We start from the raw sequence: 21481 nt of genomic DNA on the forward strand, positions 1-21481 counted from the left end.
ATCCATCCACACCCTCTATATTCATCTTTATCTCACCACCCTAGCCCAATGATCGGGGACTAAGCCGCCGAAGGTTGGGCTAGGATTGCTTTCTAAACTTTCCAGGCGATTCGCCCGTTGTTTTCTTAAACAGGAGGTTAAAATAGTTGGAATTCGGGTACCCGACCTGCAAGGCGATATCCTGTACGGAAAGAGACGTCCCCGTTAGCAATCTTTTCGCTTTATCAATTCTGCATTTAATCAAATATTGGATAGGTGAAATCCCGATTTCCACTTTAAATAAATGAGCCAAATGATACGGGCTTACATAAACAACGCTTGCTAAGTCATTTAAGGAGAGATCCCTGACATAATTCTCTTCAATGTAAGCCTTTACAATTTGTGGGATAGAAATCGTTGTTGAACGCGGTCTGTGATCCGTAAATCGAAATAGCATAATGAGAAAGGTTTGAAGCAAAGAAGCGATAATCTCCGAAGACCCTATCGCAGGTGTACAAGCTTCCTTATAGATATCCGAGAAAAATCGATTGAAGTTGTCGAACTCTGTCTCCATTCTTAATAACGGCAGCGTATCCTGATCAAGCAGCCGACCTTGCGGCAATCCTGAAATAAATACCCCAGCAATCGAAATTAATATCCCCCGAAAGGATGTACCCGTAGTTGGTCGCATACCATATTCCATGTCCGGATGAATGACAAGTAAATCCCCTTCAAGAATCGATTGCATTTGGTCGCCATTATAAAACTCGCCACGCCCTTCTTGAAGTAAAAAGATTTCTGTGTGTGGGTTGGAAGAAAAAGAGAACTCTGCCAAGTGCTCGGAACGAACTTGTACGGCTGATAGGAAGCGAGGTGTATCTAAAAAAATGGTCCCCATCTGATTTGGATTTCCCCACTCCTTTTGTAATTTTTTGAATTCCCACAGCACCACAAGCTCATGATCCAATCCATTAACGCGACATACAGCACTCGAAACTTCGGGGTTCCCCCCACCTCTTCATGTTACATATTGTATCAAACAAAGGGTGGGACGGCAATTTTTTCCAAATTTCATCACAGAAATGAGATCGAATTGTTGATTCTCATTTCATATCCTTATGTTCATGTCCGTCCCCATGTTCATGTCCATCGTCATCTCCAAACTGGAAATGTTCATAGAATTCCTCGTATTTCTTTTCGCTCTCATCGCCTTCAATCCATGCAATTAGCCAGCCTTTATTGTAATACGCTACGGCAGGAAGTTCCTTGTAGAAATGGACAAGCGGCAATCCCTTTTCATTTTTCAAGTCCTTTGCGCCGCCATATTTCGTCAGATTAAAACGATACAGCTTAACGCCCTTTTTCTCGGCAGCAGTTGAAATGAGGGGCTCTAGCTTGGTGCAGAGCCCGCAATTCGATTTATACAAGTACACAAAGTTATGATCGTCAGAATGGATAATGCGCTTTAATTCAGCGATCGCTTCACTGCTGCTTCCTGTAATTTCATTAGGGCCGTTTACTTGTGAATCGGCTGAATCGGCCAATGTCGTTTCTATACCGTTCCATTGTCCTATACCGACAACTGCAACCAGCAGCGCTAAAGTGCCCGTCATGAACCAAAATGTTTTTCTTGCCATTTCGATAAAAGCCTCCCGCTATTTCAATAATTTATAGGCAACCGTTAAGCGCTTTCATGAAGTTTCTTAAGCTATTTCGTCTATAGGTTTATCCTAATTGATACCGATCACACGAACAATTAACTAAGTTGAGTTAAAAGTACACATTCTTGTGGTTTCGGTTGATCCAGCTGCTCGAAGGACTATTCTTTTATGAATGGGGATACCAGCCCATAGCATGGACTGGTATCCGATGATTCTATCTGGAAGGCAGATGCATAAGATCGTCTAGATTAAGATTCAAGCAATTTTCTAGCTACATACGCAATATCTTCGATGTCGATTTTCCCGTCGTGGTTGAAATCGAGTCTAGGGTCAAAGGTTGTCTTGCCAAATGCCTGAACTACCAAACCAATATCAGCGACACTAATTCTGCTGTCACCGTTTACGTCAGCGTTGGAGAGTGTGACCGAGACCGTTTTCTCCTCGTTCAATTCAACCTCTTGTCCGTTGACATTTGAGAATTCGCTTCCTTTGATCAGCGTTGCACTACCATTAGCCTTCACTTTGAAAGTAATATCCGCTAGCGCGACATTGCCGCTGCGGCCTTGGGAATCCCCAAAAGCGGTCAGAGCCATGGAAAGCTTGCCTTCTTCTTCCTTGAGGAACAGAAAAGCTGTTTCTCCTTCTTTGCCAAATTGGCTGTTGAGCGTACTGCTAACATACTCGAACTTGGCTGCATCGTAAGTGAGCAGCAATTTAGCCGCATAAAGATTCTCGGCGCCGCTAGCGGAAATCGTAACCTTCACTTCGTCTCCGACTTCCAGGAATCTTCCGGTCAGGTTCGTGCTCAGAACAGCCTCTCCGGCAGGAAGCGTGCCGATAATTTTAATTGAAGACGTGTAAGGAACTGCCATCGCATTGCCGAATCGGTCCTTGACCCCTTTGATGGTCAAAGTATAGTCCACATTCTTTTCCAACGGAGCCGCCAGTCTGATTTCCGCAGCTGTCTTATCCGCATTCAATGTGACCGCAGACACTTGCACCACCGCCTGAGAATTACCTTGTTTCAATAAGCTAAAATGGTTGCCCGACAAGTTCGCCGTTTCATCTGCGACAGCCTCATTGAAAGAAACCGTTAAGGTTTGATCATCCTTTACTTTTACCGCCGTCACTTCCGGTCCGGTCATGTCGGCACGTTCCGTTTTCCCTGTGACCGTGACGACCGAAGCCTTGTTACCGTAAACATCGACCGCTTCTACGCCCAATTCATAGCTCGTATCGGGAGCAAGAGCGAATGCCGTGTAGCTCGTTGCGTTTACCTTGGTTTGGAAGACGCCGTTAAGATAGATGCCATACCCGTCAAGATCGCTCTCCTTGTTCGCCTTCCAGCTTATTGTAATGGTGTTTGTCGTAACTCCCGCAACAGTCAGGCCGGTTACCGGCGCAGGCGGCTCTTTGTCCTCAATTTTCAACGATGTTTGGTATGGCACCGTCATTTCATTGCCAATTGCATCCATGACGCCTTTCACGGTTAAGGAATAGTCCACATTCTTTTCCAGCGCTGACGCCAGCTTGAGCTCCGCTGCCGTTTTCTCCGCGTTTAATGCAATCGAAGCGATTTGCACCACCGCCTGGGTATTGCTTTGTTTCGCCACGGTAAAATAATTGCGGGATAAATCTGCGGTATGATCTGCCACAGGCTTGCTGAAAGCAACCGTCAAGGTCTGGTCATCCTTGATCTCCACTCCGGATACTTCCGGGCGTGTTGTATCAATTGTATAACGCTCCGTGACTACATCGCTTTGGTTGCCAGCACTGTCAATTCCAATAAATTTCAGTACCGTACTCCCGGTTATCGTCAAAGGTGCTGTATATACGGGCGATGCTGACTTCGGCTCCGAGCCATCCAATGTGTAATGGATTTTAGCCGATGCATCATTGTCCGTAATCGTTAAAGTCACCGTCTGGGGGGCGTTGTAGGTACCCCCTGCTGGCTGCACTGCAACAACAGGCTTTGTTGTGTCTGGACCGGCTACCAAGAACGGTTCATTTTTCCGTAGAATAATTTGTTCGCCGCCGCCGTATACCCGTACGACCGGAAACAGGAAAGCAAGATCAGCAAGTCCCCGACCCGGTTTATAATTAAACGTAATATTGCCGATCTTTCCGTTCTTCCCCTGAGGAGAGGATGTTAAGGCCGGACTTAAGATAACAAGTTTGTATAAATCAACCGTAGTATCAAAATTGTCTGCCGCACTGAATTTGATGGCGAAGTTATCCGAATTGAATTTTCCGCTGAATTCATCCAGCTCGTCCGGGACCCTGATTTCAAGATTAAATCCGGTAAAGTCCTCCGCTAGGTCCTGGTACGAAAAAGACAGCTTAACCTGATTCCCTTCGTTGGTTGCCTCCATGATTAATTTTCCGTTGGCGTCAGAGATCGTTTTGGAAGCCGCTGAAGCTACACCGGAGAACAGCATGAGGAGAACAAGCGACCATAGCGCTACTTTCCTGAATAGGATCATTTGAAATGTTCCTCCTTATACATTCAATTTGCCACCACTATAAATTCGGGATGCTTGTTTTTCATATCTTTCAAATTCAAATAAAAATTAATTGCATCGTTGATATCGTTCGTATCGGCCACCCCATCCCGGTTAATATCATAGATATACGATGTTTTGTTTAAAAGAGCAGGATCGATCACATTGCCCGCAATTTTCAGTTCCGGATGCTTTGTTTTCATATTGTTGACGTTCAAATAATAATTAATCATATCGTTGATGTCGTTCGCATCTGTGATTCCATCCTGGTTCACATCATATACATAAGCTCCGGCAGGAATCACTAACGCATACTCAGCAATCCCGCCTCTGTTCTCCAACTGATGCAGGATTTGTTTGGACGAATCGGAAACTGGATATCCCCGCTGGTTGATATAGTTCAGTTGGGTCAGCCCGCCAAGAGGCGTCAGATTGCTTACCGGATTATAGGCAAGTGACAGCCACTGCAGCTGCCCTAACCGATCCAGTCCGGAAATGTCGGAAATCTGGTTACCCTCCAGATTAAGCGACTGCAGCATGCTCAGGGTCTTGATGGGGGAAATATCTTTGATTCTATTCAAAGCAAGGTTCAATTCCTGAAGTTGAAGCAGCGTTCCCAACCCCATCAGGCTGCTGATTTGGTTGTTAGCCAAATATAAATGCTCCAGCTGCTTTAGCGAGCCAATTGCACTAACGTCGGAGATTTGGTTGTTCATAAGCCACAGCGACTTCAATAAGGTTAAGCTTCCGAGCGCATCTACAGCTGCGATTTGGTTTCCGTTAATAATCAATGTCTCCAACTTTGACAGAGACCTGAGCCTGGAGATATCCTGAATGGCATTATTCGATAAGTTGAGAGATTTCAGATTCACAGCATATTCGATTCCGCTGACATCTATAATTCCTCGACCGGATGCTTGAAGCTGCGTCAATCCCTTTATTTCCTCCGCAGTAATAGCCCCTGCGGGTTTGTTCAAAGCATCCCGGACGGCGGCCTCCAGGTTCGCATCCGTAAAAGAAACCGTTTCTTCGCTTGCGGAAACCGGACTCATGATCCCGATCATGAGTATGCATAGCAGGAGGCAGCACATACTTTTCCATTCTTTCAATATTCCTTCCTCCTTTCTCGCATTATTCGACGATCACGGATCCCGTCATAAAGGGATGCACCATGCAAAAGTAATTAAACGTCCCCGCCTCGTTGAACGTATAGCTGAATCTCGTTCTTCCGTTTGTATCGATCGTACCGTTAATAAGCCCATCGTAGGAAGTAACGGTATGCATCATCGTACCTTTCAGCACCCAAGTTACCGTGGTGCCTCTTTTTACCTTGATTTGAGCAGGAGTAAATTTATCATCAAGAACATCCACGAATACTTCCGGTGCAGGCTGAATGAGATAACTCTCCGTTGTGACCTCGCTGGCATTTCCGCTTGTATCGATTCCGATAAATTTTAACGTAGTGGTTTGGGCAATGGTGATCGGACCGGTATACAGTGTTGAATGTTCCGAAGGGATTGTACCATCCCTGGTATAGTAAATCCTCGCGTTCGGGTCCTCGTCCCGGATAACTAACTTGACAGTCCGTGCAGACGGATAGGTTCCTCCCGGCGGATCTGCCGAAACCGTAGGTGGGTTATGATCAAGATCGGGACTTTGACATTCTTGACCGGTCTGAAACTCAATGAAAGTAGAATTAGGGGAACTGCCCGCACGGACCTTCGCGCATAAAAAAGATGAGACATAACTTAATGGAACCATCGCTGTCCCTTTTACCTGCAGCACAGGAGACTGAAGCTGAACTTGCTGTCCATTCATGATGGCTTGCTTTTGAAGCGGCCATAACTCCATCTTGGTATGTTCCGTCTTATAGGTAAAACTGCGATCCCCCATATGGGCCTGCAAAGTTCCTGCAAACTGATCAGCGATAAAATTCAAAGGGACATAAGTATCTCCTTTCAACTGGAACGGTGCGACATCAAGCATTACATGGCCGTCATTCACCATCGCATGATTGCTTCCGATCTCAAGAGAGATCGATCCCCCGTTAGACCCTCCTTGCTCTATATGCGTCATCGTATGCAAACCGCCCGGGTAAACACCATCGTTGGTATTATCCAAAATTTTGTGGCTATGGAACGGGAAATGGCCGCTCTGATCAAACACAATGAGAATATCCTTTGTTTCTCCCGGTTCAAGACCTACCGTATCCTTATCTACCGGCACGGCGAGCGGAATTCCGTTCTCTGCAATGACCTGGAAATGATGGCCGTGAAGATGCATCGGATGTTCATCGTTACCCGGGTTAATTAAACGAACCAGAATCTTTTCACCCACCATACCATGAATCATAGAGGCTGGATCTTCCTCTACATCAGGAAATGATTTGCCATTGATCGTCCAATAGCGGGGGTGGAACTTGCTGCGGTCATAAACGGTTCCGTCTTCTGACGCCTTGTGCCAGACAGGGTCCAGTTCACCCAGATGAAACACATACTCCTTGTCGAAATTCGGCCCGCCTGTCCATGCCTGCTTGGAAGAGCCTTTAGCTTTAACAATGAACGGTCCGCTCATTCCCATCTGCACCCCGTATTGATTGGCATCCCCGGAATAATAGTAATGGGAACCAGCCTGAATAGCCTTAATCTGCCGAGTATCGCTCTGACCGACGGCAAGCGCCTGGCCCACTCCGTTATCCGTATCGATGCCGTGAAAACGAATCGGATATACCCGGAAATCCGTTTCTGTTTGCTGCGGGCCAATATTCGTTACCGTGACTTCTAACGTGTCCCCTTCTTCCGCCTCTACCTTCGGCCCTGGAAATACCGCTGTCCCCGGCTTGTTAACCAGACTGAAGCCCCAAATGTAGATCTCTTTCCCATCTGCTAATGTTAATGAACCGTCTGTAGCATACAGCTGAATTTTTTTAACTTCGGCTGCATGCGCATGGGTAGATAAGGCAAGCATTAGCATGAAGAATGCTGCAAGCATAAAAAAATACCATTTGATTGTTCCGGAGCGAATCATGCCTCTCACCTCCACCTAACATTTGTATCCCGTTCATTTTGCCTGTCCGTCAACCTCAACCGCATAAGTCCCGGCCTGGTCAAACTTAACCAGGATATCGTATCGTTCTGCCGATGCCATCGTAATGGATTGCTTGTCTACAGCTTGCCTTAATGGCCGGCCATCCGATGCAATGACTTTAAAAGTGCGCCCGTTCATATGGAATGTATGCTTTTCATAACCGGAATTGATGAGTCTGATCAGATAAGTTTCCCCCGCCTGTGCTACGATCGAGGAACTTGCGTTTCGGGATTTGAATTCGCCGTTCATTGTCCAAAAATCCGGTTCAAACACCGTCCTGTCATACGTTTTCCGTTGTTCAACCGCATCATGCCAGGATCTATCGATTTCATTCAAATGAAACACCGCTTCTTTATCATAGGACGGTCCTCCCGTCCATGCCTGCTTGACGCCTCCATGCGCCTTAACGATAAATGCTCCCGTCATGCCCATTTGCAAATGTTCTACCGTGTCAACATGACAATGATAAAAATAAGTGCCGGCATGTTTGGCATTAAACTGATAAGTAAAGCTTTCTCCTACGAATACCGGGGGAGCGGTATGCGGAACCCCGTCATTTTTTTGGTCTGTATCCAATCCATGGAAATGAATCGTGTGGGACACAGGCAGAATTCCCGACTTCGACGGCCCAAGATTCGTAAGCGTAATTTCAACCTGATCCCCCTCCTCCACTTCCATGGTTGGCGCAGGATAGACCGCTGTTCCTTTTTTGTTCTGTGACGAATAACCCCAAATATACATTTGGTTTCCGTCCGGCATGGTGACGTACCCATCCGTTGCATATAAACTAATTTTTTTAACATGATTCTCATGCGCCCATATAGACTGAATTGCGGCATACAGTAAGACCAGCGTGAATACAACGAATAGCAGGCCGGCAGCAGCGATCCTTTTCCTATTCTTCACCATCCGCTTTTCTCCTCATAGAAAACTCCCATCCCTCTTCCATGATGAAGAGAGATCAGAAATTTCCTCAGAATTAAATTAACAAATAAAGCATGAAGATACCGGAACAAGCCCGTCCGGTATCCGTATGCTTTTTTTCATCGTGAGGGCATCGCTGCCCTCACCCTTGCTTCCTACAAAGCTTCGCTTACTCTAAAATCAAGCGGGCCAAAGCCGCAAGATCCAGGATATCCACTATACCGTCGTTGTTCAAATCTGCATATTTGTACAGATTCCAATCCGAATCTGCTGACGTTTTACCATACGCAGCAGCCATAATGGCCAAATCCCCGATTGAGTATCTTCCGTCACCGGTCAAATCACCAGGTTTAGAAATGTTCACCGAAGCCGTGAATACTTGCAGCGCTGCTGCTAGTTCCGTAACAGCTTGCTCCACCTGCTCTTGCGCAGCTTCAGCGTTATCGGCAACCGCCTTGGCTTGATCGATAGCCGCTTGGAGCACTGCTTTGGAGCCGACAGGATATTGACCGCTGTTTGTTCCTTCTACAGCTGCGTCATGCTTGCTTTGAGCTTCAGCAATCAAGCTTCTTAAAGACGCTTTATCCACGCCGTGAATTTGAACACTGTAAGATGAGCCTTCCACGTGAATCTCTTCGCCCTCGCCATTAGCCAGAACTACATTCGTAAGCGTAACAGCCGAGCTCGTTACCTGGCTTGTAACTTTAGCTCTGAAATGCAGCTTCAGCACATCACCGGTCGCCTTGTCTCCGATCAGATTGGCAATGATGAATCGAATCTGGTTCTGTTTCACTCCTTTATCTACGACGATGATGTCATCTCTGACGCCATCGGCAGAAACAAATTCCAGCAGGTTGGAATCATAAGTGAGAGTAAGATCCTGCGCATACACTTTTTGCGTCAAATTGCCCAAGCTGTAAGTAAGATCGAAGGACTGTCCTGAATGAACATCGGCAGGTCCTGTCAGTTGTGAAGCCGGAGCTCCCGAAAGAATGAAGTTGACCTCATATGATTGGGTGCTTCCGTTCTCAGCTGTTACCAATATCGTCGTTATTCCCGGAATAGCTGGGGCCGCCTGGACTTTAAAGGTTGCCTTTTCGTGGTTTGCTGCTGCGCCAACCTCAGGAACTGCAGTCGTGCCGGCAGGCAGGACAACTTGATACGAATGAATTTCAGGGTTGAATCCACTGAGCGGCTGACCATTCCATGTGATTGATTTCAGTGTCGCATCGATGCTTTTCCCCGGGAATACATACAGCTCATGAATGGAAGCCCACCACGAATTCGTCGTATCATCCTTCGTATTTTCAATTCTTACATAACGCGCTTTTACGGTGTCGAACGTTTTATCGACCACATATTCGATGTTGGTATCCGCTGAAGCCACTGTAGTCCAGTTAGTGCCGTCCAAAGATACTTGGATGTTATATCCGCGGAAATAATCCGGGTGCTTGGCTTGCTGCGCAGTGGTCCACAATGAACCGAAGTCCACAAGTATGCGGGATACATCCGTCGGAGCTCCAAGATCTATCTGATACCACATGCCAGCTTTCAACACCGTGCTTGTCGTCCAGCGGGAGAACAAATCTCCATCAAAGGCGCACTTCAAGCAGCTCTTCGGATCGTCCGGCGGCGTTCCGTTAGATGTATAATTTTCGCCATGGCTAGCCTTTGCCGTCCAGTTAGTACGATCTAATGCACCTGTCGTATCATATTTGGTGCCACCGGTTGGCGGGAATACATACATTTCATGAATTGAAAGCCAGAAGCCTTTAACGCTTCCTTTATTCACCATTTTAATGTATCGTGCATCTATCGATGAGAACGATTCATCGACAACCAGCTTATTCCAGCTTGTGTCTTTGCTTGCAACTGTAGTCCACGTTTTTCCGTCAGTCGATACTTGAAGATCATAGCCTCGGAAATAGTCAGGGTGCTTGCTGACTTCAGAGGCATCCCAGTGCGATCCGTGGTCAACAACGATGCGGTCGACTTTTTGTACTTTACCCATATCGATCTGGTACCACATATCAGGAGCCGCATCGGCGCCCGTTGACCAGCGGGTTGTTTGCTTGCCGTCTATACCGTTAGAGGGTGGGCTTGCTGCTTCTGAATGGCTCGCAGTTGCTGCCCATCCGGTTCGGCTGTAAGAACCGCTGACATCCGGCAGCGAAGTTCCTGGGCCGCCGCTGCAGTTGGCATTACAGACATCCTTCTCAGTTGGTGCTGCATCTCCCGCGTATGCAAACTGGATCCAGTTGATATTATTGCCACCTGCAGGGAAGAAAAAGTATAGATCATGGAAGTCCGCTTGGGCGGCATCTAAATTATGGGCCGGTTGAACGACATCGCTGCTGATAGTCGTCCAGTTCTGCCAACCTTTCGTTGTCGGAGCCGCTGCCGTCGCAATCTTCTCGCCGGTTGGGCTGTCTAGGCGCACTTCCATATTCAGGCTGTTCGAGTCGGACGCCATTCGGAAATACATTTTTTTAATATTGTTAATATCAATATGTTTGAACATAAACCAGTCATTGCGTTCTGTGAAACCGACGTTTTTACCGCCGTACATATCAGATGTGTTTTCCGTTTTCACGCCTTGATCCGCAGGAGCAGTTGGACTGGCACCGCCTGTAGCATCAAAGTCCTCAGCATGAAGACGCTTATTCTTAAAGGTAATGGAATCTGAACTGCTTAATGGCGTTGTTCCTGGCGCGCCATTATCGGTCACTGTCGCAGCGATATTCCAAGCAATCTTAGCTTCCGGTCCATGTCCATCATCAAATAATGTAAGTGTTGGACTACATCCGGTAGTTCCTGGGAACGGATGGTAGTGAGCGTCATGAAGCAGGTTGACAGACCACTGGATCTTATCGCATGCAATCGGTCCGTCCTCTTCATCCGTGGCGAAAGCTGTTGCTGTGATCGTCTCGCCATTCGTGAAGAAGCTTCCGTTAGCAGGAGAAGTGATTTTCACCACAGGAGCGGTGTTACCCGCGGTAATCTTCGTGTTCCACACGGAGAATTTCCCGCTTCCATTGGTAACCGTCAATGTTACATCATAGCTTCCGTTTACCGAGTACGTGTGAGACGGATTTGCATCATGAGATGTGGTTCCATCTCCGAAATTCCATGCAAAAGCAATCGTATCGCCGTCCAGATCCGAAGTTCCAGTTGTATCAAAATTAACTGTTAATGGTGTCTTACCTGATACAGCGCTTGCTTTCGCTTTGATAACAGGGTTTCTGTGCAATTGGCCGTAGAATACCTTGGTGATACCATCGTCTTCATCAGATTCCCATGATTTTCCGAACTCGGCAATATACAAGGCACCGTCCGGACCCAATTTCATATCAATCGGAGCAAGCATTCCGGATAAGAAATCTTCTACTTTGACAATTTCCCCGTTGTCATCTGTTGTAACCGCTTTAACCCAATTGCGGGTAAAATCATAAGCTAGAAACTTTCCTTTTAATCCAGGGATTGCGTTTGGTCCTGTGTAGTCATAAACGGGACCAGCCAGCGCCGTTCTTCCGCCTTGACCCCAAATTGGATCATTGGTATACGGGTAGAACGCAATCGGTTTTTTCGTTGTGGCAAATTTCTCTGCATATAAAGCATCATTGATTTCATTTAAATTATTGGCACCAACATAGTCTTTTTTGTTATAAACCTTATCACCAATCCCATAAGGCCAACCAAAGTTTTGACCAGGCGCTGTTATCGCATTAAATTCATCGTAGTCGCCGTTACTTCCGCCAGCAAAGGTACCGTCGGGACCAACATCTCCTTCGTAGATGATGGTTTTACCATTTCCTTTTGTGGTGTCAAAAGAAATACGGTACGGGTTACGGAAGCCCCAAGCATAGACGTAATCTCTTGCACCGCTTTGACCTGTAAAGAAGGGATTATCGTTCGGCGCGGAACCGTCTTTGTTGAAACGAAGAATTTTTCCACGCATATCATCCAAGTTCTGAGATGTCTGCAAGGAACGGGTTTGTGGCCCTTGTGTAGGTGTGTTGTTGTCCCCTATCGTCAAATACATCTTGCCATCCGGCCCGAATTTAAGGTAGCCGGCTTGATGGCAGCAGGTCACATCGGATGTTACTTTTAACAAGTTCTTTTCTGTATTTCCACTAATTGCCCCGTTCTCGTATGTAAAACGAGAAACATTGTTAATCAGTTGACCCTGTGCTGTTTTCACTGGATTTGTATAATACAGATAAATGTAGTGATTGGATTCAAAATCAGGATCAAGGGCCAAACCCAATAACCCGTGTTCACCCTCCAAATTGGTAGGGATGTTCAAGATTTCCTTCGTATCTCCTTCTTGAGAAACGGTATATACTTTACCGAAAAGGCTGATTACGAAAATTTCGCCACTTTTGGAAATATCGATTCCAACCGGACTTGCGATAGTTCCTTTGACCAGAGAAACCTTCTGCAGGCCGCCTTTTGGAGAAGACTGATCGCAATCCGTATCGTTAGCCTCTCCCCATGCATATTTCAAACCGCCGAGAAGATGCTGTTGGAAATCTTCTTTGAACCAAGTTTCCGGATGATGACCTAATGCCGTATAGAACATTCTTCCGTTTTGAACCGGGCTGCACCAAGCATTCGGATGGTCCTCGAACGGTCCTCCCGTTACGCCATTGCTGTTCATATCTAAGCTTAAAAGAATATGTTTCCCTTTATCCCGTGGATTTTCTTTGAAATAGTACACTTCCTCAAGCGCTGTCCAGGATGGACCCAGGTGGGCAGTTGCTGGATTATTGGAATCTTCTACATTGAATTTGACTGTTTGCGTCCATGGATGATGACTGAAGTATGCGCCTGTTAAGTCGCCATACTCTTGCCAATCATACCCAGTATCTGTAGCCGAATGTGCGCCTACATAGCCTTTACCAGATTTGATGAAATTCATGAAATCTTGCTTCTGTTGATCCGTCAAACCCCAATCGCTAAAGTTACCTGTGGTGCTGACAAAAAAGACAACATCATACTTAGCAAGATTAGCAGCGTTAATATCTGCCGCATTTTCCGTAAAATCAATTTGAAAACCATATTTTTTTGCCATTTCAGGAAGTGCTATTTTAGCTCCTTGATCAATCGATGCATGACGGAAGCCTGTTGTTTTAGAAATAGCCAAAATTTTGTGCCCATGCTCTTCTCCTTCATGTGCAGATGCTACCCCAGAACTTATAACAGAACTAAGTGGTAATAAAATGGTAGATAAAAACATGATAAGAGCTAAAAATCCATACATCACTGAGCGCCGTCGACTCATTTCTTCATCCCTTTCTTTTTCCTTAATAGGTTAAAATTAACATCCAATTCGATAGGCTTGCCCACTGCCCGGTTTTCGTACACATTGTCGACGCTTTCACCCCGCTTCCCATTTGTCATATAACCGCATGCACTTTCCGATATCCCCCCCTTCAAGAAGGTGACGTATCTTCTGTTTCAAGAACCTTCAAGCGCTTGCATATCATCAAGGCGGACTCACGTTTATTGTGTTAAGCGCTTTCATGCAGCTTCCTAAGCTATTTCGTCTATAGGTTTATCCTAATTGAAACCGATCACACGAACAATTAACTAAGTTGAGATTAAAGTACATATTCTTGTTGTATATATACAACCCCCCTTCCACACTTTGTTGTGAGATCAGCTCGAAGGACTATCCTTTTATATGAATCTTGGATTCCGTATGATAACGAATCGATTCACGAACAAGGGCATCATCCACATAGGTGATAAAAGAGCCCGCTTCTTGATTAATCCTCCCCAGCCCGTTTAGAAGAACAAGGCCTGTTTTGCCGGGAACATAGCGTCTGTATCCCTTTTTGTTATCACGCAGCATGTATCTCTCAATGTTTGGAATCCACAAAGATGGGGGAATGACGTTAGCACCGACTAGCTCCAATAGCTCGTAATGCAGGTCCACTTCTTTTTCTGTCAGGAGCCCCAACCACTTGGATACCGTTGACATGCACAGCATACCGAAGGCAATGGACTCTCCATGTGAATAATCCCCATTTCCAAGCAATTCCACGGCATGCCCAATCGTATGCCCATACTCTAACACGACAGCGTGATTTTTTTCATAAGGATCATCTTGCATGACCGTCATCTTAGCCTCAATACAAAACTCAATAAACTGTTGAAGTTCTTCCATCCGATACTGATTCGATGGTCTAAGCAATTTTCGATACGTATCCATTTGTTCAGGAAGGATCGCCAATAAGTTTTTCACCAATTCACAAAGACCGGAACGGATTTCTCTTGCCGGCAAGCTATGAAGAAAGGACAGTTCGACACATACGACTCTTGGCGTGTAAAAAAAACCGAGAATATTTTTCCCTTGATCCAGGTTCACACCTTGCTTTAACGATAAGACAGAATCGGATGCGGCAATTAACGTCGTTGGTATATGAATGAGGGGTAACCCACGGCACAGCATCCCAGCGACCATCCCTGCAACATTACCTGAAACCCCGCCTCCAAGAGCTACGATGGCAGTACGCCGATCCGCCCCGAGAGCGAGTGCCTTTCTGCATAAACTCTCAACGGTAATCAGATTTTTATTTTTCTCCCCCGGAGGAAAAGTCAATAAATAAGTCGTTCCTGCTTTTTCAAATGCAGCCACCGTTTGGGCAATAATAGGATGGGGAACGCCGCTATCGCTAATAATCATATAGGTGTCGACTTCAAGTTCAAGGGGATTTAACCATTCCGCGACCTGGCCCAGTATACCTTCGCCTGAAATGAAGCCATACTGATGCGTACCGAATTGAATCTGTTTTTTGTAAATGGTTAACCCTCCATTCGTTGATAAGATGCTTCAAAACTAGAAAGGGTCTCGTCAACATACTGCTTGGATTTACTTACATGAGAGAAGGGATCCTCTGCTGAAAGATTGGGTTCGCCTCCGACGATCACCCATCCATTAAATTGACGATCCAACAATTTCTTGAAAATAGGCCTGAATTGAATCCAACCATCTCCAGGAACCGTAAACACGCCTTCATTAACGGAAGTTAAATAATCTAAAGATTTTCCCCTTACATGATTTAAGACGGACTGTCTAATATCCGTGAGATGGATATATGGAATTCGATCATAGTAGTGGTTCAATAGAGCTAACGGGTCCCCGCCGCTGTAGTACGCATGTCCGGCGTCTAACAGCAAATGTATAAGTTGCGGATCTGTATCTTCCATCATTTTTCCAATTTCTTTGGCCTTTTCCACAATCGTACCGACATGATGCTGATAAACTAATAACATGTCGTACGATTGACAGATCTCACCCGCCAAATGCAAGGTTTCTATGAAAAAGCTCCATTGATCCTCCGTTAATCGAATGACATCTTTATTGGGCTGTGGACGAGCCGGGTCCCAGTGCATAGACCCTCCGACTTCACAGATGATAACGTGTTTAGCATTCATTTCTTTTAACCATTCCACATGTTTCCGTAACGATTCAAGCTCGCTCTCACGTAATTCAGGCTTTGAAAAAATGACGGTTTTCCTTTGTGATGCAAGTTGAAGACCATAATCATTCAACATTTGTTTGAATTGATTTGGAGCTATGGAAAATTGCCCACCATGCTCGATACCAACAAAACCTAGGGAGGACATTCTTTGCATGAAATCAGCAGCACGGAACGGCCCGTCCGAAAGCTGGGAATCCCCCTGGTTCCAAGGGGTTGGGGAAAACCCCAAGCGGAAAGGGTAGCATCTCCGTTCATTCATTTTCATTTCCCCTTTCTAAGAATCGTAGCCCAACATATTGAAAATGATTGTCGGAATATCCCTTGCGCGCCATACGGCAGCTTGATTGATGAATTCATGCGATGGACCAATAGCAATGAGACTTACCAAATCATCCTCGGTCGTCGGACAAACACCATGAGAACCTTTGATGAGCTCCGGCGTTAAAGGAATGGACCGCGTCTTAAAATCCATAAACAGCTCTACCGCATCGTACCCAGGTTTACGATGAATATCCACGGTTGTAGCATACGGAGGGGCTGCATTCGGGTCATTCCACCAATAGTAGGCAAACCATGCGTTTCGCTCGGCAATTGCAACAAGTTCGCCTGCATTCGGATGATTTAAGCTCCACTGTTTTTTGCCGGCTTCGCCAAGGACTTGCCCAACCCCATCAACCTCCAACAGAACGCGTTTCACATCATCCATAATGACAGGATCATTGATATAAATATGAGCGATTTGATGATCCACAACAGCAAAAGCCTGACTATGATAGGTGTCAAGATACTCTTTGCCATTCAGTTCAATCACCTTTAACCAACCTTGCTCGCGGAAAATGCGATTTAAATAAATCGGTGACTCCACAGGGTGAAGCGCGTATTCGGAAAGAATGACCACAGCGGTATCATCCATTTTTTCCATTTGCTCCAGCGAATCCACAAACTGTCCAACGATCTGATCAATCTCCTTTATCGCTTGCTGTTGTTGTTCACTTTCAGGGCCAAATCTCTGAGCTTGGTAATCGAGATTTGGCAAATAAGCGAAGGTTAAGGTTGGATGATGATCTTCAATAATGTTGAGTGCGGCCTTCGCGATCCATTCACTCGATGCTACTCCTGCAAGGGGTCCCCAGAAAGAATGAAGCTTGAAAGGACCTTGCTTCTCTGCGATTTGCTCATACAACCCAGGAGGATTCGAAAAGTACCACTCCTCCATCCCCTGTTCCAAGTGCATAGGAGACGGTGTAACAATAAAATCTGCGCTATCATATTTAATATGCTGCATAAATAAAACAGCCGATTTCGATTCAGGATCAAGTCGTTTCAAGGTTTCCCACATCCGTTCTCCTTCGAGCGGAGCAATCGTCTGTTCCCACATCAAAACTTCTCTTTGTTTACGATCAAAACGGCCGTTCCCCACAATACCGTGACGACTCGGTTCCTCACCTGTCGTAATTGTGGCTTGCATCGCTCCTGTGACTGCAGGAAAAACAGGCTTTATCTTAGATACACTGCCCCTAGCAGCGATACGATTTAAATTTGGCGTTAATTCTTTGTTCTCCAAGTGAGCTGGCGTTAAGCCCACCACATCCAAAACAACAACATGCTTCGCTTGTTTTTGCATATTTTCCCCACTTTCTTCTTTTGTGCTTCACTAAGTCATGGCGATGGTTCGTGCCATCCAAGAAGATACGACAATAAACAAAGCTACGATTAATGCGTGAAGACCGCCGTCTATCATGGAAACGATTGCTGCGTTTAACAGCAATAAAGACAAAATTCCATATTTCACTCCCCGCTTAATGAAAGCAGGTTTAGGTTCACGTATAGCCGGATACAAGGCAAATCCCTCTACAAAACCATATAAGGCAATAAAAAATAGCACTATCAGCGATAAAGAGTCCTTAATCATCCCAAAACCGATTAGCCATACTAAGATACCAAATGGAATCAAGGCAATTAACAAAATGGTTGTCCTTGTGTATCCGTAATTTTCTCCCCGGCTTAGCGCCGTCACTCCGATAATATGCAAGAAGGGAAGCAGCGCAAGAAACGCAAAATCCCAGAAATGCTCCTGCAAAAAGGATAGTCCCAGCCATAAGTTAAGACCTCGGCATAAAGCCATCACCAGTGTGCCTGGGATCCCGTATTTTTTTGCCCAAGTATCGTAAAGCACAATAGAAGACACCAAGGCCAGAGCAACATAAAAAGAAAATAGACTGAAGACAGCAGCTAGAGCTAAACCACCTGCCAATAGAAAACATGCCAGCATAAGTGCATGGCTTCTGCTAATTTTCCCTGACGGTATGGGCCGTTCAGGCCGCTCGATTTGATCCAGGGAGGCGTCCATCACATCATTTAAAACAACACCTCCCGCATAAAGCAGGATCGAAGAAACGAGCAGCAGCCAAACCATACCCGAAAGACCCTGACCAACGCTGGAAACAATAAACGCCCCAGCTAACACATCACCTGCGGAGGTGACTAAATTTGGAACCCTTAAAATTTGTAGATAGGCTTTCATCTTGAACCGTTAATCGCAGTTTTGGTTCTAGTCAGCTCTTGAAGGATGGGAGAAATATACTCAAACGCTTTTTTCGTGGCCGGCACCGGATCTTCTTCATAAGGATACAGCTCAATCGTAATAAACCCATCATAATTCGTCTTTGCAATTTCATTCAGGACCGCTCTAAAATCAATGGCCCCTTCACCTGGGACTAAATGATGATGAATTCTTGAATTCGATATATCTTCCAAATGATAATGTTTTGTATATGCCGCTAATTGACTGACCAATTGCACAGGATCTTCCCCTGCACAGTAGAAATGACCGATATCGAAATTGAGGCCAATCCGGGGTGACGATATACGTTCCATAAACTTAAGAAATTGCCCGGAAGTCTCGATTAATAGTTCCGGCTCAGGTTCAATCATGACGGTTACGCCTTTTTTCTCCGCGTGTTCGGCAAGTTCGTGGATCGCTTCCTCAAAAACATCCAACGCCCAATCTTCCTTTGCCCCATCCAGCGGTCCTCCCGGTTCAATCGAAAGGTGAGGAACCCCCCACTCTGCAGCCAGATCAATACAGCTTAACGTGTGGTTGATCCGTTTCCGTCTTTCGCTTGCCTCCTTTTCAATATACGAGGGGCGCCAGCAATCCCCGAGAGCATATAACATGAAGGCATTCAAATTACAGATCTTCAGCCCATTATTTTCTGCTCGCGCTTTGATTTCTTGTCTTCTGGCCGGGGTTAAATCGGGTGGATAGGCGTGCGGGATATCACACAAAATTTCTATTCCATCAAAACCAATTTCTTGTAACGTATCCATGGTCGTCAGTAAATCGAATCTTTTATACGCATTTGCGCTGAAACCTAGCTTCATTGAGCTTCCTCCTCTTCCTATTCGTACATATAAAACCTACATATTTAATTTTCCTGACATTTTGTAGAACTGATAAGGATTGTCCCAAACGACCTTTTGAATCTCTTCCTTGGCAAATCCGGCTTCTTTCATTTTTTTACACGTACGAGGAACACTTATTGGATCTGCCGGTCCCCAGTCACAGGCACTGTTAATCATAAGCCGGTCCGTTCCATATTGCTGCATAATCGCAATCGCTCTTTCCGGTGTAATCTTCCCTGGGTATACGGTCATACCCGCCCAAGCGCCATATTCCAATGCAAGGTCAACCGTTTCTTCAATATTGTGATCCAGCAATACCTTCTCAGGACGAATACCGATTTCATCCAAAACTCGAATCGTTCTTTTTGTACCCTCCCGTTTATTGACGTGCGGAATATGAACCATCACAAGCATGTCTTTTCTTTTAGCCAGTTCAAGTTGTCTACGCATCACTTCTTCTTCCGCGTCCGTAATTTTGTCAAAGCCTATTTCACCAATTGCAAGACATCTTGGGTGCGACAAAAACGGCTCCATGCCCTCAACCACTTGAAGGGCAAGCTCCAAATTGTTGGCTTCTTTCGGATTTGCAGCTATACATGAATAATGCTCAATATCATACTTCTTTGCTCTTACAGGTTCAAAATTAAGGATATGGCTAAAATAATCATAATACGTATGAACCGATGTCCGTTCACTTCCCAGCCAAAATGCAGGTTCAACGACAATTTCAATACCGCTTAACGACATTCTTTCGTAATCGTCTACCGTTCTTGAATACATATGTACATGTGGATCTATAATACGCATACTCATCTCTCCCTTGTTTTTGTGGCTTAACACGAAATGGTATAATTTGACATATATGCAAGTGCACGTTTTGCAGCCCCATCAGGGTCGTCTGGATATGAATAAATTTCAAAAGTAACAAAATTATCGTAATGAATCGATTTAAGCGCTTCCAAAACTTCTTCAAAATTGATATCGCCTTCTCCAGGCACGAGATGATAATGCTTGCGTCCTCGGATATCTTCAAGATGGATATTAACAATCTTCTCACCAAAACGTTGGATGGTTCCTGCCAAAGGCTCGCCGAGAACTTCCGTATGTCCTAGATCCAAATTGATACCCAGCAAGGGGTGATTGAACTCCGCAATGACGCGCTGAACCTCATTAGCATTTTCAATTAACAGACCTGGTTCATATTCAATACCTATTCGAATATTTCTTTTTTCCGCATAAGGCAGCATTTGAGTTAGAGATTCTACTAATAGTAAATAGGCTTGATCCGGAGGATTTCCGGCAAGACACTTACCGGAAGTAACACTGATACAGGACGCTCCCCATTCCGCAGCCAAATCTATACATCTTTCGGTATATCGAATTCTTTGAAGACGTACTTCCTCTATTCGATTACATAAGGAAGGCTCAAAAACGGTCTCTCCGATATGATGAATCGTTGGATACACGCTGACCGCAGTATTCGCATTCATATTACTAACGGACATTCCCTTTTGTTCCAACAAGCGAGTCACTTGTTTCACCTCTTGAGGCGTAATATCAAGAGGCGAAATATGAGGGTGATCGGCAAGGATTTCCAAAGCAGAATACCCGCAATTGTGAATTCGTTCAATGGCTTCGTTCAAAGAGAAACGAGTGTAAGCATTACTGCTGATCGCGTAACGCATATAACCCCTCCTTTAATTGCTAATTTGGATCTCTTCCCGTATGACGTGAGGTCAATATAAGGTCAGTTTGCAATTAAGCGCTCTCAAACGAATCTATTGATTTCCCCTTCCTCTGCTTGGATGACTAACCGCCATATTGCTACATCACATAATAAATTTTATTGAATTTTAACTTAATAAACAATTAGCTATATTGCGCCTTTTCTACCTTTACTTGCGGTTGTACAATCAAGATCTCGTTCTCGATACAGCGAGCCGCAAAAGTCGCACTCTCAATAACATGCCCAGACTTCTGTGGATTCTAACCATGGCACTTGTAACATGCTGTTCATTTGCCGTTCATTTTAACTTCCTATACTTAAGATATTACGAAGGAGGGAAGCAAAATGTATTTAGCAATTCGAGAAATGAGGTTTGCTAAGGCCCGGTATACGTTAATCGCTACAATTATGGTGCTTGTTTCATTTCTTGTTCTGTTTGTCACTGGTCTTGCACAGGGGCTTGCCTATGATAACGCGGCTTCCGTTAAGAATATGGCTGCAACTCATTTTGTCTTGGAACAGGATTCTAATCACCGCTTCACTAGGTCTCAGGTCGATCAGAATCAGCTTGAAAAGGCTGGCTTAATCGTAGGAAAAGAGAATGCCGAGCCGCTTGGTGTGAAAATGACAACAGTTATTCCGTCCGATGGTACGGAGAAGATTGATGTTACTCTGCTCGCAGTTAATATCAATGGCTGGCTGATGCCA

At 45.3% G+C, this 21481-nt stretch carries 15 protein-coding genes and 1 pseudogene; 1 reads left to right on the top strand and 15 read right to left on the bottom strand.

Features of this window, described 5'->3' with window-relative positions; all coding sequences use genetic code 11:
* Window positions 1-79 precede the first annotated feature (79 nt).
* The 15 genes from GC097_RS08610 to GC097_RS08675 all read right to left on the bottom strand — a co-directional run bounded on the left by GC097_RS08610 (window position 80) and on the right by GC097_RS08675 (window position 20732).
* Window positions 80-877 carry a helix-turn-helix transcriptional regulator gene (locus GC097_RS08610; RefSeq protein WP_171682926.1) on the bottom strand — a complete coding sequence of 266 codons (798 nt, stop codon included), beginning with the start codon at window positions 875-877 and terminating at the stop codon, window positions 80-82.
* Between the two features lie 205 nt (window positions 878-1082).
* Window positions 1083-1616 (bottom strand): thioredoxin domain-containing protein, encoded by a 534-nt coding sequence (locus GC097_RS08615; protein WP_171682927.1) that lies wholly within the window; start codon window positions 1614-1616, stop codon window positions 1083-1085.
* A 272-nt stretch (window positions 1617-1888) separates the two neighbouring features.
* Window positions 1889-4123 carry a chitobiase/beta-hexosaminidase C-terminal domain-containing protein gene (locus tag GC097_RS08620; RefSeq protein WP_171682928.1) on the bottom strand — a complete coding sequence of 745 codons (2235 nt, stop codon included), beginning with the start codon at window positions 4121-4123 and terminating at the stop codon, window positions 1889-1891.
* Window positions 4124-4146: 23 nt separating this feature from the next.
* Window positions 4147-5250 (bottom strand): leucine-rich repeat domain-containing protein, encoded by a 1104-nt coding sequence (locus GC097_RS08625; RefSeq protein WP_171682929.1) that lies wholly within the window; start codon window positions 5248-5250, stop codon window positions 4147-4149.
* A 22-nt stretch (window positions 5251-5272) separates the two neighbouring features.
* Window positions 5273-7168 (bottom strand): chitobiase/beta-hexosaminidase C-terminal domain-containing protein, encoded by a 1896-nt coding sequence (locus tag GC097_RS08630; RefSeq protein ID WP_171682930.1) that lies wholly within the window; start codon window positions 7166-7168, stop codon window positions 5273-5275.
* A 33-nt stretch (window positions 7169-7201) separates the two neighbouring features.
* On the bottom strand, window positions 7202-8137 hold the full coding sequence (locus tag GC097_RS08635; RefSeq protein WP_171682931.1) for a multicopper oxidase family protein: 936 nt from the start codon (window positions 8135-8137) through the stop codon (window positions 7202-7204).
* Between the two features lie 184 nt (window positions 8138-8321).
* Window positions 8322-13436: a ThuA domain-containing protein gene (locus tag GC097_RS08640; RefSeq protein WP_312875635.1), complete on the bottom strand. Its 5115-nt coding sequence runs from the start codon at window positions 13434-13436 to the stop codon at window positions 8322-8324.
* Window positions 13433-13555: a hypothetical protein gene (locus tag GC097_RS34675; RefSeq protein WP_281364262.1), complete on the bottom strand. Its 123-nt coding sequence runs from the start codon at window positions 13553-13555 to the stop codon at window positions 13433-13435. Before GC097_RS34675 ends, GC097_RS08640 begins: the two co-directional genes overlap by 4 nt.
* A 271-nt stretch (window positions 13556-13826) precedes the next feature.
* Complete coding sequence (locus tag GC097_RS08645; RefSeq protein ID WP_171682933.1) at window positions 13827-14843, bottom strand: 2-deoxy-scyllo-inosose synthase; 1017 nt, start codon at window positions 14841-14843, stop codon at window positions 13827-13829.
* A gap of 119 nt (window positions 14844-14962) precedes the next feature.
* Window positions 14963-15907: a TIM barrel protein gene (locus GC097_RS08650; protein ID WP_171682934.1), complete on the bottom strand. Its 945-nt coding sequence runs from the start codon at window positions 15905-15907 to the stop codon at window positions 14963-14965.
* Window positions 15908-15916: 9 nt separating this feature from the next.
* Window positions 15917-17266 (bottom strand): alkaline phosphatase family protein, encoded by a 1350-nt coding sequence (locus GC097_RS08655; protein WP_171682935.1) that lies wholly within the window; start codon window positions 17264-17266, stop codon window positions 15917-15919.
* Window positions 17267-17296: 30 nt separating this feature from the next.
* Window positions 17297-18166 (bottom strand): UbiA-like protein EboC, encoded by an 870-nt coding sequence (eboC, locus tag GC097_RS08660; protein WP_171682936.1) that lies wholly within the window; start codon window positions 18164-18166, stop codon window positions 17297-17299.
* The gene (locus tag GC097_RS08665; RefSeq protein ID WP_171682937.1) at window positions 18163-19026 is read right to left on the bottom strand and encodes a sugar phosphate isomerase/epimerase family protein; all 864 of its coding nucleotides are present in this window, start codon (window positions 19024-19026) and stop codon (window positions 18163-18165) included. Before GC097_RS08665 ends, eboC begins: the two co-directional genes overlap by 4 nt.
* 36 nt (window positions 19027-19062) lie before the next feature.
* Window positions 19063-19854 carry a TatD family hydrolase gene (locus tag GC097_RS08670; protein ID WP_171682938.1) on the bottom strand — a complete coding sequence of 264 codons (792 nt, stop codon included), beginning with the start codon at window positions 19852-19854 and terminating at the stop codon, window positions 19063-19065.
* Between the two features lie 26 nt (window positions 19855-19880).
* Window positions 19881-20732 (bottom strand): sugar phosphate isomerase/epimerase family protein, encoded by an 852-nt coding sequence (locus GC097_RS08675; RefSeq protein WP_171682939.1) that lies wholly within the window; start codon window positions 20730-20732, stop codon window positions 19881-19883.
* A 386-nt stretch (window positions 20733-21118) separates the two neighbouring features.
* Between GC097_RS08675 and GC097_RS08680 the strand changes: the two are divergent.
* Window positions 21119-21481 (top strand): annotated as a pseudogene (locus GC097_RS08680) (ABC transporter permease); the annotation flags it as partial.

The sequence above is a fragment of the Paenibacillus planticolens genome, assembly GCF_013141725.1.
Classification (GTDB): Bacteria; Bacillota; Bacilli; order Paenibacillales; family NBRC-103111; genus Paenibacillus_E; species Paenibacillus_E planticolens.